Origin of the sequence: Methylococcus mesophilus (genome assembly GCF_026247885.1) — a bacterium.
Classification (GTDB): Bacteria; Pseudomonadota; Gammaproteobacteria; order Methylococcales; family Methylococcaceae; genus Methylococcus; species Methylococcus mesophilus.
In genome coordinates, this window is record NZ_CP110921.1 from 1,903,627 (window position 1) to 1,918,417 (window position 14,791).

Genomic DNA, 14,791 nt, shown 5'->3' on the forward strand with positions numbered 1-14,791 from the left:
CCAGGTGAATCAGCGCAGCTTGAGAGAACCGGGGCGGTGACCCGCCCCGATCCCAACCGTCAAGCGGCTAAGCGCTTACCGGCCGCCGATGGCGGAGAGCACCATGCGGGTGCCGCGCAGGGCGATGAGGGCGGCGGCGACGGCGACACCGACCGCCATGATGGCGGTGGCGGCGGTGCCGAAGTCGATGCCGGTGGTGAGGGTGGTGAAGTCGGGACCGGCGGCGAACACCAGGTCATTGGCGGCCGCCAGGCCGGTGCCGGTGGCGGTGACAACTTCGGCTTTGTGGGACCGGGCCGCGTTGACCACCTTGGCCGAGCTTTCCGAACAGAACTTACGAGCGGTTGCAAACATAAAGATCACCTCATTGTCAGGTATTGCGAGTTAATCCCGCCGGTCGCCGCGGATGGCATCGAGCACCATCGCGACGGCGAGACCGACGAGCAGGACACTCCCGACGATCACGAAGCCTGAAGAGAACGCGGAGAGACAGGCGATCGGATCGAGCGTGGAGATATCGAACGCGCCGGGAATGCCGGACGCGTCGATATTCAATAGCCACGTCCCGGCACAGGTCGGGCTGACCGGTCCGCCGGTGTCGACCAGCAGACCGTCGCAGATGGGGACGTAGCGCATGTTGGGTTTCCCTTAGGGCGGCAGAGCCGTTAAGCCCGGACCGGGGCGGGTTCGGGGCCGGACAGGGCGCCGGGGCTTGGCGCGGCGCCCGGCTTGGCGCCCGCTCCGCTTGGGTTCGGTTCGGGCTTGGCGGCAGATGCTGTACCGCTACCGTTCCCGGCCTGGCCGGGCTGGAGCGGCTGGCCGTCCTTGCCGAGCTTGAAGAGTTCGTGCAGCCGGGCTTTGTCGAGCAGGTTGTCGGGCCGCAGGCCGGTGACGCGGAGTTGGGCTTTGTCGCCGGCGCCGCGGCCGAGCTGGACGTCGATGAGGTATTCGCCGGGGACCTGGAGGGCTTGGAGCTGGGCGAATATCTCGTAGGGCATGCGCAGCCGGATGAGTTCGAGGCCGAACTGGTTGGGGTTCCTTCCGCTGGTGGGCTGGAGGATGTAGAGCCGGCCGCCTTTGCCGCCGCCGTCGTCGGTCATGTCGTAGCGGGTGGCGCTGACGACGAGGCCGCGCAGGGCCCCGGCCAGGGGGCGCTGGCTGTCGGGGTGGGGTTTGCTGACGGGGGCGTTGGGATCGATATGGAACAGGTCATAGAGCGCGGCTAACTCGAAATGGCCGCTGCCGGCGAGGGAGAGGACGCTTTCTTTGTCGCTGTCCTGGCTGCCGCGTTCGATGTCGACCAGCAGGTCGTAATGGCCGGGCAGGGGCTTTTGGCTGAGCTGTTCGACCAGGTCGTAAGGGGCGTTGAACTTCTGGACCTGGAGGCCTAAGTGATTCTGGGCGTCGTCCTGGGCGGGCTGGAGGACGTAGACGCTGCCGCCTTTGCTGCCGTCGATGTGGTAGCGGTTGGCGCCGATGACGGGGGCGCTGATGACGATTTGCATGGGTTTTCTCCGTTTGGGGTTCACGCGCTTGGGGGTGCAGCCGGTCTGTCCGGTGTGCGCGTAGGGGCACCGGGCCGGCGGAAGGAGTTGCGGAAATTGGAAGCTGACGCTGACGCTGGAGCTGAAGCCGGAGCCGGAGCCGGAGCCGGGAGCGGCATGGCGCCATTGGCTTTGGCCTGAGCCTGGAGGCTGCGGTCGTAGTCCTGGAACCAGGCGAGGGCTTCGACGTAGTCGGGGCGGAGTTCGCCGGTGTCGCGGTCGATCCCGTCGCGCAGGGCGTCGATGTAGGGGAATAAGGGTTCGCAGCGGTAGCTGTCGGCCTGGATGACGAGGTTTTCGCCCGGTCCCCAGTACCAGCGCTGGCGACGTTGGAGCCGGCAGCTCTTGGCGGGGTTCTTTTCGACTTCGCCGCGGTAGTAGGGGCAGTCCCAGCATTGCGGGGGCGTGCGGGTGAAGGACACGCGGCGCAGGAGGAGGCCGCCTTGGAGGCCGGCGGTTTCGGGGGCGATCTGCTCGCTTTCGGTGGAGTAGCGGCCGCCGCCGATGGGGTAGGCGCAGGCGGCGGGCGGGGTGCGGTAGTCGAAGCGGGCGGCGCTGTTGAGCAGCGCGAGCGCGGGGCCGGTGAGACGGAAGCCGCAGACGGTCCAGCCGTTGGGTAAGGCTTGGAGGTAGTCGCAGTCGGGGCAGTGGCGGAGGTTAGTACGCACAGGCGAGCTCCCGGTTAAGACGCCAGAGCCAGAGGGCGCTGGCGAGGAGTTCGGAGACGGCGTCGGGCTCAACCGGCTTGGGAGCATCCAAGCCGGGGCGGGCGCGGTCGGCAGGAGGAATAAAAGACGCCCGTACCGTCGGGACGGGCGAGGTGCCGGTGGGTCGGCCGGCTTGGGAGATGACCGGGGGGCGGTGACTCCGACCAGGGCTGCGGAAAAGCGGTCCTTTAGGGGTAGGGTCGGCGCCTTGGGACTGCGGGACCGGTGCGCACGACTTTTGCGCCTGGCGCGAAGGGATGCGCCAGGGCGTCGGCTGATCGCAGCAGGTTACGGGTGTCGCTGGCCGCTCCCGACGGGTGGGACGGTTGCCGTGCGCGGGCCATCTCGTCCCAAAAGATCGTGGGGCGGAGGCGGTAAGCAGGGCGCGGACGGTCGGGCCAAGGGCGCGGGGGGCGACTTTGCCGGAGCCCGGTGTCGCGTAGGTTAGGACGATCATGGCCGAACCTCCGGTTGCCGATACGAATAGGTTTCCGGGCCTCGCCCCCAGCCGAGGGGACCGGAAGGGTTGCTGGTGGGTGACGCGAAGGGAGGGCGCGTCCTGGGGGGTTGGGGGAACATGGGTTAGGTTCTCCCCGGTATCTGGGCGTTGCCGGTGCCGATAACGGCAGCGGGCGCGGGAATGAAATGGAGATCGGCGCCGCGCCGGGTGCGCTGAATGTGCGTGGAGCAGATCCGGACTTCGCGACCGTTCGGGAGTTCCTGGAACCAGGTGCCGGGTAGGACGCAGCGCTCCCCGGTCCGGGTGAGGCATTCGCATTGCGGCGTGCGGTGGTCGGTGCGCATATCAGCTGTCCTCCTCGGGGTTGAACGTCCGGGCTTGGGCCTGGGCGTCGGCTTCCGCTTCGGCGCGCGTGTCGGCGTGGTCATCCACCAGGATCTGGAAGCGGTCGCGGACGTGCTGAACGCGGCGCAGGGTGCCTTTCAAATGCACCTGGCTGATCAGCAGCGTGGTTTCCAGGGGGAATTCCATGGCGAGCTGGGTGACGCGCTGCAGTACGCCGGCCAAGTCTTGGCTGATGAGGTCGACACGGTCGACCAGGCCGCCGACGGTCTCGCGGTCCGGGGTGTCGGGGATGCCGTAGGGCATGGGTGCAATCGGCGGGTGCGGGGTCATGTCAGGCCGCCTCGCAGTCGCCGACCCGCCGGCCATTGGCATTCGGCGCGGACGCTTCGGCCGGCGCGGCTTCCGGGGCGCTGGCGCCGGTAAGGCGTTCGACTTCGGCGCGGTAGCGCTGGCGCGTGGTGAGGTCTTCCGGACTCGGCCCGACAACGCCACCAAGCGCCTTCCAGAGGGTTCGGACATAGCCGCTGGCGAGTTCCGCGAACGCATACAGCTGCCGGTCCGGGTCGTTGGCTTCGCGAAGATAAGGCAACACCATGCCGTGGATCAGGGTGGCGCTGTGATCGCAGGCTTGCAAAGCTCGGGAAAACCCGTCCGACTGGCCGACGCAGTGCCCGGAGCGGCAATAACGCTCGGTGTCGGCCACTTCCGACAGGATGCAATCGAACACTCTGCGGTGATAACCGGTCGTCGGCACGGCGAGAGACTGGGGAACGGTTTGCGTGTTCATCGTTCGGCCTCCCCTTGCAGGTTGAGAAAGGACAGATCGAGGTCGGCGAGGCAGCGGACACGGATGTCGACCATGTTGATCAGCACCCGGCGGCCCATGCGGATGGTCTTGACTTGACCCCGTTCGACCAGGCCCCGGACGGTGTCTTGGGTCAGGCCGGTCTCTTCGGCGAATTTCTCCGCCGTCTTGGTGTCCGATGGCAGCGCTAACAGCGCTTGACGCAACGCTTCCAAATCCATAAGTTCCCCCTTTAAGACCTCACTGGACCACAGTGACACACAGAACCCGCACTAGAACTTGCGTTTTGCAAATATTCTCAAAGTCTATTTGCGAATGCAATAGTTCTTCGAGAATATTTACAAATGATTGGTCAGCGAATCAAAGAACTTAGAGAATTCAAAGGCTTAAGCCGGAGGGAGCTGGAGCGGTTAACGGGAATCCCGGACTACAAATGGGTCTCAATCGAGACCGAGCGACAGCAGACGAACGGCGAGCACATTGCAGCACTCGCGAAAATTTGGCCGGAGTACAAGCACTGGATAGTGTTCGGCGAGACGATCCCTGAAGTCGGGCAGATCAGCCCCGAACTGGAGGAAACCAGAGAAAAACTAGCCAAGGCTGGCGGATCGCCCAACGGGTGATCGAACGATGGGGAACAGGGTGGGTGATTCTAGGAGGACTTTCTAGTTTTTCTTTAGAGGCCAAGTTCAACATACCGCAAGACAGATAGCAGTATTGGGAGCCAAAACCATGAAACCTGATCAGAGAACCCTATTGAAATCCTGGCGAGATGAAATCGGCACGATGATGACCACTCATCACCAGTTATCAACAAAAATTAGGCGTTTGAACTATTTATTGGGCATCCCGACTATCGTAATGGCGATGCTTATCGCGACCTACGTGTTTTTTACAGTCAACCGAGACCCAGATTTATGGATCAGAATGCTCGTCGGGTTGATCGCACTGCTTGTCGCAATCCTTTCTTCGTTGCAAACCTTCTTAAAATATTCCGAGCAGGCGGAGAATCATCGTAATGCCAGCGCCCGTTACCAAGCCTTGTTCAACGCCCTTGATCAGTCTCTAGTTATCCCGCCTAAAGACGAGGCGGCCCTTGGGGATTGGTGCGATAAGTTACGCGAACGTTGGGACGAGCTTAACCTGGAAGCACCGACCGTGCCGAACCGGCTAGAAGTCCGTTCTATTCTGGATTTCGAAGCGACGGCTATACATCCGTCGCAGAAACACGATACAGAAAACAGTGAGCGGCAGACCACGTAGCCCGCGTAGGGTGCGCTGAAGAATGAAGCGCACCGTCCAGATGAAAGCAGACCTCACCCGGTACGAAATCGACGAGGAAAGAACATGCCAGAAATCCCAAGCACCCAACTCCTGGAGTCCTTGAAGGGGCTTCGTAAGCTCCCCCGTTTGGGGGTGAGGGTTTTCCAGGCCTGTTCTTCGGTCTCGGAGTTGATTCGAGCGCTCTGGGGCCAGCCGGTCTCGAAGGCTTGAACGAACCGGGCGGATACCTGTTCAAGGCTCGCCATTCCTAAACGCTATCGCTAGTGGAAAGGTGGCTCCAGCGTCAGACAGGTGAACCTGAGGTCTGATTTCTAATCAAATCTTTACGCTAGACGACGCCGAATATTCTCTTTGCAAGCGCCTTGTCGGAGAGGTTATCGATCATAATATCGACAAAATTTTCTATGACGCGTCTCTGTCGCGGGTTGAGGTAAGGATATGCCTCTTTATAAACGCGATTAAAACCATAAATGTCTTCAAGCGTATAGGGCGGTATTATGGTATCAATATAGCTCTTGACGCTCTCGAACTCGGGGATTTCCGCTCGAGTTCGAAGTGAGATAAGATTGCTCGTGACCATACGATTCTACCTTTGTTTTGATATTTCAGCCAATTAGGCGCGAAGGCAGATAATCCTTGTTCGTTAGTATTTTTTGATGTGTCTTCTTGATTCAGTTAATACATATTTGCCTATCAGAAGATGATGTTGCGGTTGGGTGCGGGAAGTAGCAAAAATTTGGTCAAACTTGTGTATATTAGGACAAGGGTATTGTTCAGAAGAAGGCTCTGAACAAGGCAGGAGTAGTTAAAATTAACGCAAATTGTGAAATTACGGAATCCGGAGATGTACGGATTGTTTTTTTCTGGAAAACGTGCATGCTCAATGTATGTTTTATGTTACATAATGTTGCTATATTTGTAACAGCAGGGATGTAATGTAACACAGCTTATATGCAGACGTAGCGAGGAGTCCTGTAAGGCCTCGCCTAGAATTAGGTTTTGCAATAACGTATCTAGCCTTTGTGCCATGGACTGAAGTACCAGGCCCATCAAGCAGAGCGGACCCGTTTACCGATTTCAACGCCAGTTTCCGGCCGGGCCGGGCGGAGTGACGCCAGGGTTACGACCGGCTGCAGGGGCGTTCAATTTTCCGACGGCTCCCGGTTGGTTGACGCCCACGTCGCGATGGACGTTACCTGCCGGGCCGAGCGGGTTGACTCCCGCGCCTCGCCCCACCCCTGGGGTACCCACGTTTCCGACAGCGCCGGGCTGGTTTATCCCCGAATCCCGATGGACATTGCCGGCGGCACCGACCTGGTTGACGCCGGGGTCGCGTGCGTGAAGCACGGCAGAATAATTGACGACCGTGGCGGCCAGGATCAAGACGATTTGATTACGGTATTTCATCGGTCCCTCCTCTCTCCGAATTTTCCAACGCTGCCCGCATAGCGTGCGCTGGGCTACGAAGCGCACCGGCAATATTCACGCCGCCTTCCTGACGAAGTCAACATGCGCGGTTTCGTACGGAGTCGTAAGGAAAAGGACCTTGCGTGAACTAAGCCATTGGCTTACATTGAGGCTATGCTTACCACGGTTACCGAACTGCCGGAGTACATTCGATGTGCGAACGATCTTCTGGATGAGGCTGATCGTAAGGCCGTGATCGATTACCTGGCGGCTCATCCTCGCGCCGGGGATGTGATGGAGGGCACGGGCGGAATCCGCAAGCTGCGCTGGGGGCGAGGTAATCGGGGCAAGAGCGGCGGGGTCCGGGTGATTTATTACTACCACGACGAACGGCTGCCGCTGTTCTTGCTGACGGTGTTCGGTAAGAACGAACAGGCGAACCTTACGAAAGCAGAGCGGAACAGCCTCGCGAAGCTGATAGACGTGCTGGTGACAACGGCATTGGAGAAGAAACGATGAGCAGGGCTTTTGAAAGTATCGCGCAGGGGCTGAAGGAGGCTATTGCGCTGACGGAGGGACAACCGGTTCCGGCGAAGACGCATCGCCCGGATGAAGTGGACGTGGCGGAGCTGCGCCATAGCTTGGGTCTGACGCAGATGGAGTTCGCTGCGAAATTGCGGATCAGTGTTGGGACACTTCGGCATTGGGAGCGGGGAGACCGTCAGCCTCACGGTCCGGCTTTGACTTTGCTCCATGTGGTGGCGAAGGAGCCGGGGGCGGTGTTGCGGGCTTTGGGTTGAAACATCAAACGTAGCCATTTCGTAACCGCGTTAAGCTTGCAACTCCACTAAATCAATACTTTACAAAACTTTGTTGCGTGATGCGGGCGTTTGTAAGGCTTTGATTTGTAATCCAATATCTAGAGAGTGGCGGACTCTTAATCCGTTTGTCGTAGGTTCGATCCCTACATGGCCCACCAGACACCAAGCCGGAGAATATTCTCCGGCTTTTTTGTGCCCATCTACAGGCCACGGCTGGCGCGGTTCCCGCATTTGGCCTCTTGACCAGCCATCCCCGAAAAAGCCGGTTTCGGGCCAAAATAGGCTAAATTTCTCTCTCTGTTCTCTGTCGAGCTCTTGACTGTCAAGAGGCCGAACCCAGGAAAATCAAGAGTTCCAGCGTGTAGGGTTGCGACTGTCAATTGGTCTGCGGTGGGGATTGAGAACAGAAATTTCGGTACAACGATCACCCTCGGATCCATCACGCCCCGCGCGCAGCGCTGGCGCGCGATCCAGTGGACGCCGCCAACGATGCCGCCGACCTCCTGGCCGGCCGCTGCGAAGCCGCCTTGTTCCTGGCCTACTGGCAGGACGAGGGCGCGGGCCTGTGAAATGGCAGAACCACATCGTGATTGCCGGCGCGATCACCGCCACGATTGACCCAGTGCTTGCCCCCGGCGCCATGCTCGGCGCCACCGCCCCGGACTGGCTGGAATGGCTCATCACCCCGGTGCGCAAGGTCCGCCACCGCACCGTGACCCATTACCTGGTGCTGTGGATCGCCGCCGTCCTGTTCTTCTTCCTAGTTTGGGACTTCCACCACCTGGGGCAAGCCTTCAGCCTCGGCGGCCTGTTCCACCTCCTCACCGACGCCATGACCATTTCCGGCATCCCGGTCGGCTGGTGGTCCGACCGCAAGTTCTACCTGTTCGGCGGCCGGCTCAAAACGGGCAGCGCGGAGGAATACATGATTGCCGGCGTGGTGCTGATGATCTGCGCCCTCATCGTCTGGCATCGGCCGGACAACCGCTTTACCCCGTTCTTCTTCGACTGGGGCGGGTATTACGAGCAGGGCTTGATTGATGGCAGGGAATGGAAGGAGAATCGGTTTCGGTGGCTGTAGTGTCACAAGCCCTCGAAGGAGAAATCGTTGCGTCATTTCATTGCGTATCACAATCAGCAGAAGATGGGCTACTCCTGTGCCGACATCCCCGAGCCTCGTGTTCAAACTAGCAGGGAGGTTGAAGGGCTTGAAGGAGTAACGGTCTGGTTGGTTGCTGGAGAGGGCGAGAATCCAAAGGCCTACTTCCTCGCGGCAAAGTTCGTCGCCTCCCACTGTGAAAGAAACTCAACATCGGGTTCCAAATTTCCTTATCTCATCGCCGGTCCAGGCTCCCTTTACAAAAAGAGCATTCCGCTGGGAGGCACATCCGTGCTTGCCCAGATTCGCAAAGAGTCGGCAAATTTCGTTCGGGGGTTCTACGAAACAAAGAACCCTTCGATCGTGTCCGCGCTCAATGCGCTTGCACCAACTAAGAGCTAACCCGGATTTCGTATCCGGCAAGCTGCTGAACTCACCGTCACCCCCCACACAACCCCTCGCACGGCACTCCATCACCGTCTCGATCCAAGCTTTTGACGCCGCAGCGGGTGAGGTAATACCGGGCTTCGTCGCAGGTGGTCATTTCCTGGCAGGTCCGCTTCGAGCCGCAGGCGGACGCGGCAACCCCGGACAAAGGACGTGGTGTCTGAGTGGGTTTTCGGGTGGGGTTGAAATCATCCCAGAACGACGGGCCACGGCTCTTGTGGCGGAACTCCCACGGCGGGACCGGGTTCGGCTGTGACCATAGCCCGCGCCGGACGGCACGCGCTTCGTCTTCGGCGCTGAAGTAGCCGGGATCGTAGGCGTATTTGCGGTAGACCCAGGCCATGCCGGCGCGCACTTGCTCCAGGTTCACATCAGTTCCACCAATCAGCACCTTGCCGACGCTGCGGCCATAACGGTCGGTGTCGGCGACTTCGACCGTGACCTTTTTGCCAGACACCCAGTCCGACAAGGCGCGCTTGGAGGCTTGACCGTAGTCCTGCCGCTTCTCCGGCGCGTCGATCTGCGCCAGCCGCACGCGGGTTTGAACGTTGCCAACGGACAGCAGGGTGATCGTGTCGCCATCGAGCACACTGACCACCCGGCCGGCGAGGGATTCGGCCGCGGCTGAGGCGGTGACGGTCAGGCAGAGCCAAAGGAACAAGAAGCGCATGGAGAGTTCGGGCGGTGGTCAAGGAAGCACCGGCCGCGCTACGATCGGCCGGTAGGGGTGAGGTGGAACGATGTGCGGACGATACACGCTGACGACGCCAGCGGACAAATACAAGGCGCAACTGAAATACGAGCGGGCCAGGGCGTTTTTGGAAAAACTGTTCGCCCGCTACAACATCGCCCCGACCCAGGACGTGGCGGCCGTGCGGACCGGGACCGAGGGGGTGCGGGAGCTGGTGGCGCTGCACTGGGGCTTGATTCCGAGCTGGTCGAAGGCGCCGAAGACCGAATACAGCACCATCAATGCCCGCGCGGAGACGGTGGCGGAGAAACCGGCCTTCCGCTCGGCCTTCCGGTACCGCCGCTGTCTGATCCTCGCCGATGGCTACTACGAGTGGCAGGCGCGGCCGGGCTCGAAACTCAAGCAGCCCTGGTACATCCGCCGGGCCGACGGTGAGCCGTTTGCCTTCGCGGGATTGTGGGAGCGCTGGGAATCGCATCTGGGCGAGGAGGGCGAGCCGGTGGAGTCGTGCAGCATCATCGTGACCGACGCCAACGCCTTGACCCGACCGATCCATGACCGCATGCCGGTGATCCTTGACCCGGCCACCTACGATGTCTGGCTCGATCCGGAGTGCCGGGACAAGACCGGCCTGCTCTCGCTGCTGCGGCCGTTTCCGCCCGACGAAATGACCGCCTGGAAGGTCAGCACCCACGTCAACAGTCCGAGACATGACGATCCCACGTGTGTGGAGCCGGCGGAACCGTCCGCGCTCGACTCGGTGGACTGACCCGCCCGATGCCGGCTACGCCCGAAGGGCGGGGCGCTATCCCTGCCCATTCCGGCCGGTGTCCGTGCCCACCGGCAGAGCGAATCGGTCCCCGCGTCCGTGCGGGGTGAGTCTGGAGGGTGGTGCGGGCTTCCTGCCCGAGCAATCTGACCGGCCGGCCCGACTCCGCCCGGCGGGCCTCCCTGCCCGCCGCCACTGCTCTCTATGGAATTTGAGAACCGACCCCTATGTATGTGTATGTGAATATGTGAAAGCATAGCCATCCACCGGGCATTGGCCGTGGCGGTGAAGTCCGAAAGCTTGACATAATTACGCATTGTGTTAGCTCTAGTAAGGCCGTCTGCGGCGATAGCGCGCAAAGGCGTGGATACGGGCGAAGTCGCCTGGTTTACGCATCCTCGCAGATGCGATCGTCGAGTTCGGAGGAGGCCTTGTCCGGCCCGCCCTTCAACTGCTCGATTCTATCTTCAGGCAGTTGGGTAATAGCCGGCTGCGTGGTGTATAGGTCTGCGCATTTCGCCGACTGAGGCACTTAGAAGATCACGAACGTCACTGGCTTCGAAGGGAGGTCTGAATGTTTCAGTACATCGTCCGGGTGCGAGACAAGACATACGTCTGGGGATCGAACGATCTTGAGGTTGCCCTGTCGTTGCCGATCGTGCTGGTGGTGAACAACGATGCGTTCGGCGATGCCGTCGAAATTGCCTCGGAATCACCACAGGGCGCTCCGGCCGTCCTGGGCATACTCCAGCCCGGGCAGTGCTGGACGTTGGTGCTCACCGGTCTTCGCGGCGTGACGGCCACCTGCGAGACCGACACTACATTGGCGTGCGCGATCCTGTCCCCCAGTTGAACGGAAGGTATGGTCAATGGCTACGGGTAGATCAGTAAACCTGCGGGTTCGCCCCTACCAGTCGGTCGACCTGTCCTTTCCGGTCGATGGTGTCATCAGCAAGCAATCAGACACCATCCTACTGGGCAGACCGGTTCTCGGAATTGACGTCGAACACCTTTACGCGATGCTCGGCGAAATGCGAAACGTCGGGTTGCAGGTGCACGGCGGCCGGCTGAAGTGGGACTCGCGGCAGATCTCGGAATATTTGTCCAATGTCGCGGGCGTAGCAGCAGGGCAGAACGGTACTACGCTCCTGGGGAAGCTTCGGAACGCTACGGAAGCCGCCGATCTGGACCGGGCGCTGATGATGCGGCAGAACGCCTATCTGACGTCGTATTCGCCTGAGGTGCTCGCCGAGGTGCGGCGGGTCTACTGCGGTGAACCACGCGACGACTCGCTGGCACGTTACCGGCTGCTGCAGAAGGTCGAAGAGGACATCACGACCATGCACAACGGGCTAGCCGGTGCGTACAATCATCGCGGCTGGTCGGGCAAGGTCATCGAATATACACGCTCGGAAAACACGAACAAAGCGACCCAGTACTCCGGGTCCGGACACATCCAATTCGAGGGTTTGACCGACACCAATTCCTGGGGGTATGAGTTCCGTTACCCCTCAGCGGAGAACGATCTGAGATACCACCAGGCACGGGCGGGCATTCGGCAGGAGATTCTCAACGCCCAGCGAATGGCAGAAATGTGCCGGCATGGCGATGTCACTTTCCCCAATGAGATCGGCGCGATAGACCTAAGTATCCGGAAGCTGCAGGCCGCCTACATCGACACCTTCCTCTTCGCGCCGTTTAACGGGATTGTCACCGGCGTATTCCGTGGGCCAGGGGATTATGTGCGGGCCGGGGAACCGGTATGTCGTGTGGAGAACTATCTACTCGCCTACCTGGTAGGCACCGTGAAATATCGTGGCATGCTGGGGATTGGAACGAAGGTGGATGTGAGCACGACATTGTTCGAGGCCGCTGGAACGACCCCGGTAAAGGTCTCCGGTGAGATCGTCGCGGTGCGTGGCCACGACGCGGTGTCCGAGCAGTGGGATGTGCTGATTTTCTGTGAGAACTACACCGCCACAGGGGATCCGGTGCTGCCGCTGAACTATAACTTCGATTTCGAAAGTACCACGGTAGGCGTCCTACCCTGATCACGAATCGCCGCTGACGAACGGAGTTGTTGTGTCCGACCCTTTTGGCTTTCTCGACGCAATTTTCGGCGGCGGCGGTGGCGGTGGCTACTCCTCGACGCAGGGCGGGCCGCGACTCGATCAGGGCTTCGCACCGGTCGCGGGATGGATGGTCGGTCAGGCATTTGCCGATGCTGGCCCGGTCGGGCAGTACTTGGGAATGCTGTACGGCTCCCCAGGCACGGGCATACCACGCGTCGAGTGGGGGACGGACTACGCAAGCCAGGTGGACTACGGCGACTACCTCGATTTCACCCAGTCGCAGGTGTTTGCGGACTCCCCTGACTACAGTGCCAGCGTGCGGGTGGTGGATACCTCCGACTCGGCGCCGTCGCGGCCCGCCGAGCCTCGAACTCTCGAGGTACTTGATCGGGGGGACTCCGGGGCAGTCCCGGCGGCAGAACCGATAGAAGTGGTGCATGTCTTTGGCACCCCGCCGGATCGCCCCAGCAAGAACGACTGGTTCGAGAGTTTTCTCTCGACGCCGCGGAACAACACGTTCTCCGGAGGGGAGATCAAGCTTTGGGTGGACAATCCGCTACCGCGTCCACCGCGCCCCCCGCGACCGCAACGCTCCGCTGGCCGCAAAGGGTCGCCTGTGGAAACTACCAGCCCGCTCCCGGAACTGCCGCCACCTGAGCGCGACCCAGTGGACAGCGGGCCGTACTTCAATGTCGAGGGGACGCCGCTGACCGTCCCTGGCAGCGACCAGGCCACCAACCCGTGGATGTCAGACGCTGCCGTTCCGGAGCGGTTCCTGCCCTGGGGATCGTGGGACCGCCCCGAGAACAAGCCCTCGCCGCGTTGGGAGCGGGGAGACACCGGCAGGATCGAAGCCGTCCCTACCGTACCGGTCGAACGCAGTTTCTGGAGCCGTGGCGGCACCGGGCTGGCCGCGGGCGCAGTGACCGCCGGCCTCGGCGTGGCCGCGTTGATGTGGTGGAATCCGGTCGGCTGGGTTGCGCTCGGGACGGCATTGGCGATCGCCGGCGGCGTGGCAGCAACGACCGCCAGTGCGGTCGAGCTTACCGCATCCTACAGCGGCGCCACATCCCTGGAGCAGGATGCTGAGATGAACCGGGCGATCTCGGCAACCCTCGGGTACAGCTCGCCCGGCGGAGTCATCGGGAGTGTGTTGGGCACCGTTGTCGCCGATGACCCTCAGGAGGGGTTTGCACAGGGCGCCCTGTGGGGGGGGCTGACCGAAGGCGTGACCAGTCTCCCCGGCGCACTGCGCGCCGTGCCTGGACTGTGGCGCGCAGCCCTGCCCTGGACGAAATCCCTCCTGCTAACGCCATTCTGGTTTTTCATGTCAGCGGGCGGCGGTGGAGGCCGTGCCCGCTCGTTGGCCCGGGTGTTCGCCGCGCAGGGCCGGATCGCATCCCGGGTTCGCAGTGTTGAGTACCTGGGTACGACGCCGCTGCTGGAGCGCGACGCCGACTGGGCTCGATTCCAGGTCTTTGCAACCCGAACCCGCAACGAGTCCGTCTTCCGAATTACCTATGCGAACGGCCAGCAGCGGATCGTGCTCGCCGACCGCGCCCAGCCGACCGGCCGGGCAATCTTGGAAGCCAAATACGGCGACATGGGCCAGATGTGGAACCCGACCCGTGAGGCCCACATCATCGGCCAAGCCAACAACTACCTCGACATAGCCACGGTGACCGGCGGCAGGGTCGGCTACCTCGTCAGCACCGAACGCGGCGCGTATCGACTCACGCAGCGATTCGGGCTGGAGTTCCCGGCGGAGATGGCGTCGGGGCAGCTGTGGATCGACTGGGTGCCGTGGCGGCGGTAGACGCCCACGGTCTGCATCCGAAATAGGTTCTGCAACCACGCCCGTCAGCAATGTTTGCGTAGGTTCCACGTAATTCAAACCGCCTCCGTCAGCCAGTCTTTAATTTGTATCATTTGCGCCCGCTACCGCGCTCTCTAATGCTATACCGTACCTGAGCTGTAAGCGGACTGCGTCCTTGCAACGCGCGCAATCCTACCTTTGGGCTTCCCTGCAATCCATCCCGACAAGGTGCCGGCGGCGTCCGTGCCGTCTGAGCTTGTGCTAATCGCCCACCGGCGAGCGGAGGCGGCGGGTGCTTGTGCCCCGCCGGTCCGGTCTACGCAAGGGGCGCGGGCTGTCGTGCCCGCCTAGTCTGACCGGCCGGCCCGGCTGCGCCCAGCGGGCCAGAAGGGCGCTATCCTTGCCTAAACCCGACCGGCTTCCCTGCCCGCCGCGCAATCTTTCATTTTTGATCCCCCCAAGCCCCCACGGGGGGATGTCGGCATATCCATGTGCCACTAACGGTGCATGGGTCCCCAAAACAA

20 protein-coding genes are annotated in these 14,791 nt (G+C 61.5%); 10 read left to right on the forward strand and 10 right to left on the reverse strand.

All coding sequences use genetic code 11. From position 1 onward, the window contains the following. Nucleotides 1–75: 75 nt before the first annotated feature. From OOT43_RS08890 to OOT43_RS08925, 8 genes are all read right to left on the reverse strand, one after another. Complete coding sequence (locus OOT43_RS08890; RefSeq protein WP_266024555.1) at nt 76–354, reverse strand: hypothetical protein; 279 nt, start codon at nt 352–354, stop codon at nt 76–78. A gap of 30 nt (nt 355–384) precedes the next feature. Continuing rightward, on the reverse strand, nt 385–636 hold the full coding sequence (locus OOT43_RS08895; RefSeq protein ID WP_266024556.1) for a hypothetical protein: 252 nt from the start codon (nt 634–636) through the stop codon (nt 385–387). Nucleotides 637–665: 29 nt separating this feature from the next. Then, entirely contained in the window at nt 666–1,505 is an 840-nt protein-coding gene (locus OOT43_RS08900; RefSeq protein WP_266024557.1) for a hypothetical protein, read from the reverse strand. 20 nt (nt 1,506–1,525) lie between these two features. Beyond that, the gene (locus tag OOT43_RS08905) at nt 1,526–2,212 is read right to left on the reverse strand and encodes a hypothetical protein (RefSeq protein WP_266024558.1); all 687 of its coding nucleotides are present in this window, start codon (nt 2,210–2,212) and stop codon (nt 1,526–1,528) included. A 621-nt stretch (nt 2,213–2,833) separates the two neighbouring features. Next, a complete protein-coding gene (locus OOT43_RS08910; RefSeq protein WP_266024559.1) occupies nt 2,834–3,055 on the reverse strand; it encodes a hypothetical protein in 222 nt (73 codons plus the stop codon). A 1-nt stretch (nt 3,056) separates the two neighbouring features. Next, nucleotides 3,057–3,386 carry a hypothetical protein gene (locus OOT43_RS08915; protein ID WP_266024560.1) on the reverse strand — a complete coding sequence of 110 codons (330 nt, stop codon included), beginning with the start codon at nt 3,384–3,386 and terminating at the stop codon, nt 3,057–3,059. 1 nt (nt 3,387) lies between these two features. Then, nucleotides 3,388–3,843 carry a hypothetical protein gene (locus tag OOT43_RS08920; RefSeq protein WP_266024562.1) on the reverse strand — a complete coding sequence of 152 codons (456 nt, stop codon included), beginning with the start codon at nt 3,841–3,843 and terminating at the stop codon, nt 3,388–3,390. Continuing rightward, nucleotides 3,840–4,082: a hypothetical protein gene (locus OOT43_RS08925; RefSeq protein ID WP_266024563.1), complete on the reverse strand. Its 243-nt coding sequence runs from the start codon at nt 4,080–4,082 to the stop codon at nt 3,840–3,842. Before OOT43_RS08925 ends, OOT43_RS08920 begins: the two co-directional genes overlap by 4 nt. Nucleotides 4,083–4,205: 123 nt before the next feature. On the opposite strand from OOT43_RS08925, the gene OOT43_RS08930 reads away from it, so the two are divergent. After that, nucleotides 4,206–4,484: a helix-turn-helix domain-containing protein gene (locus OOT43_RS08930; protein WP_266024564.1), complete on the forward strand. Its 279-nt coding sequence runs from the start codon at nt 4,206–4,208 to the stop codon at nt 4,482–4,484. Between the two features lie 109 nt (nt 4,485–4,593). Next, nucleotides 4,594–5,124 (forward strand): DUF4231 domain-containing protein, encoded by a 531-nt coding sequence (locus OOT43_RS08935; protein WP_266024565.1) that lies wholly within the window; start codon nt 4,594–4,596, stop codon nt 5,122–5,124. Nucleotides 5,125–6,222: 1,098 nt separating this feature from the next. Here the strand turns inward: OOT43_RS08935 and OOT43_RS08940 are convergent. Then, nucleotides 6,223–6,552, reverse strand: coding sequence for a hypothetical protein (locus OOT43_RS08940; RefSeq protein WP_266024566.1), 330 nt, complete (start codon nt 6,550–6,552; stop codon nt 6,223–6,225). A 174-nt stretch (nt 6,553–6,726) separates the two neighbouring features. Here OOT43_RS08940 and OOT43_RS08945 point away from each other — a divergent pair, with 174 nt between their 5' ends. The 4 genes from OOT43_RS08945 to OOT43_RS08960 all read left to right on the forward strand — a co-directional run bounded on the left by OOT43_RS08945 (nt 6,727) and on the right by OOT43_RS08960 (nt 8,874). Further along, nucleotides 6,727–7,071 carry a type II toxin-antitoxin system RelE/ParE family toxin gene (locus OOT43_RS08945; RefSeq protein ID WP_266024567.1) on the forward strand — a complete coding sequence of 115 codons (345 nt, stop codon included), beginning with the start codon at nt 6,727–6,729 and terminating at the stop codon, nt 7,069–7,071. After that, nucleotides 7,068–7,352: a helix-turn-helix domain-containing protein gene (locus OOT43_RS08950; protein WP_266024568.1), complete on the forward strand. Its 285-nt coding sequence runs from the start codon at nt 7,068–7,070 to the stop codon at nt 7,350–7,352. Before OOT43_RS08945 ends, OOT43_RS08950 begins: the two co-directional genes overlap by 4 nt. Before the next feature lie 586 nt (nt 7,353–7,938). Further along, nucleotides 7,939–8,454, forward strand: a complete 516-nt coding sequence (locus tag OOT43_RS08955) for a metal-dependent hydrolase (protein WP_266024569.1) — start codon at nt 7,939–7,941, stop codon at nt 8,452–8,454. 27 nt (nt 8,455–8,481) lie between these two features. Beyond that, nucleotides 8,482–8,874 carry a hypothetical protein gene (locus OOT43_RS08960; protein WP_266024570.1) on the forward strand — a complete coding sequence of 131 codons (393 nt, stop codon included), beginning with the start codon at nt 8,482–8,484 and terminating at the stop codon, nt 8,872–8,874. A 37-nt stretch (nt 8,875–8,911) separates the two neighbouring features. On the opposite strand, the gene OOT43_RS08965 is transcribed toward OOT43_RS08960, so the two are convergent. Further along, complete coding sequence (locus tag OOT43_RS08965; RefSeq protein WP_266024571.1) at nt 8,912–9,589, reverse strand: thermonuclease family protein; 678 nt, start codon at nt 9,587–9,589, stop codon at nt 8,912–8,914. A gap of 70 nt (nt 9,590–9,659) precedes the next feature. Here OOT43_RS08965 and OOT43_RS08970 point away from each other — a divergent pair, with 70 nt between their 5' ends. The 4 genes from OOT43_RS08970 (at nt 9,660) to OOT43_RS08985 (ending at nt 14,267) form a co-directional block, all read left to right on the forward strand. Then, a complete protein-coding gene (locus OOT43_RS08970; protein WP_266024572.1) occupies nt 9,660–10,379 on the forward strand; it encodes an SOS response-associated peptidase in 720 nt (239 codons plus the stop codon). Between the two features lie 574 nt (nt 10,380–10,953). Then, nucleotides 10,954–11,232, forward strand: a complete 279-nt coding sequence (locus OOT43_RS08975; protein WP_266024573.1) for a hypothetical protein — start codon at nt 10,954–10,956, stop codon at nt 11,230–11,232. A gap of 16 nt (nt 11,233–11,248) precedes the next feature. Beyond that, nucleotides 11,249–12,430, forward strand: coding sequence for an HlyD family secretion protein (locus OOT43_RS08980; RefSeq protein WP_266024574.1), 1,182 nt, complete (start codon nt 11,249–11,251; stop codon nt 12,428–12,430). Nucleotides 12,431–12,461: 31 nt separating this feature from the next. Then, nucleotides 12,462–14,267, forward strand: coding sequence for a hypothetical protein (locus OOT43_RS08985; RefSeq protein WP_266024575.1), 1,806 nt, complete (start codon nt 12,462–12,464; stop codon nt 14,265–14,267). The last annotated feature ends 524 nt before the right edge of the window (nt 14,268–14,791 follow it).

Coding starts and splice junctions, on each gene's coding strand:
- OOT43_RS08970 (WP_266024572.1), top strand. CDS start 9,660: ATGTGCGGACGATACACGCTGACGACGCCAGCGGACAAATACAAGGCG.
- OOT43_RS08980 (WP_266024574.1), top strand. CDS start 11,249: ATGGCTACGGGTAGATCAGTAAACCTGCGGGTTCGCCCCTACCAGTCG.
- OOT43_RS08950 (WP_266024568.1), top strand. CDS start 7,068: ATGAGCAGGGCTTTTGAAAGTATCGCGCAGGGGCTGAAGGAGGCTATT.
- OOT43_RS08940 (WP_266024566.1), bottom strand. CDS start 6,552: ATGAAATACCGTAATCAAATCGTCTTGATCCTGGCCGCCACGGTCGTC.
- OOT43_RS08930 (WP_266024564.1), top strand. CDS start 4,206: ATGATTGGTCAGCGAATCAAAGAACTTAGAGAATTCAAAGGCTTAAGC.
- OOT43_RS08925 (WP_266024563.1), bottom strand. CDS start 4,082: ATGGATTTGGAAGCGTTGCGTCAAGCGCTGTTAGCGCTGCCATCGGAC.
- OOT43_RS08965 (WP_266024571.1), bottom strand. CDS start 9,589: ATGCGCTTCTTGTTCCTTTGGCTCTGCCTGACCGTCACCGCCTCAGCC.
- OOT43_RS08975 (WP_266024573.1), top strand. CDS start 10,954: ATGTTTCAGTACATCGTCCGGGTGCGAGACAAGACATACGTCTGGGGA.
- OOT43_RS08920 (WP_266024562.1), bottom strand. CDS start 3,843: ATGAACACGCAAACCGTTCCCCAGTCTCTCGCCGTGCCGACGACCGGT.
- OOT43_RS08935 (WP_266024565.1), top strand. CDS start 4,594: ATGAAACCTGATCAGAGAACCCTATTGAAATCCTGGCGAGATGAAATC.
- OOT43_RS08890 (WP_266024555.1), bottom strand. CDS start 354: ATGTTTGCAACCGCTCGTAAGTTCTGTTCGGAAAGCTCGGCCAAGGTG.
- OOT43_RS08900 (WP_266024557.1), bottom strand. CDS start 1,505: ATGCAAATCGTCATCAGCGCCCCCGTCATCGGCGCCAACCGCTACCAC.
- OOT43_RS08910 (WP_266024559.1), bottom strand. CDS start 3,055: ATGCGCACCGACCACCGCACGCCGCAATGCGAATGCCTCACCCGGACC.
- OOT43_RS08895 (WP_266024556.1), bottom strand. CDS start 636: ATGCGCTACGTCCCCATCTGCGACGGTCTGCTGGTCGACACCGGCGGA.
- OOT43_RS08945 (WP_266024567.1), top strand. CDS start 6,727: ATGCTTACCACGGTTACCGAACTGCCGGAGTACATTCGATGTGCGAAC.
- OOT43_RS08915 (WP_266024560.1), bottom strand. CDS start 3,386: ATGACCCCGCACCCGCCGATTGCACCCATGCCCTACGGCATCCCCGAC.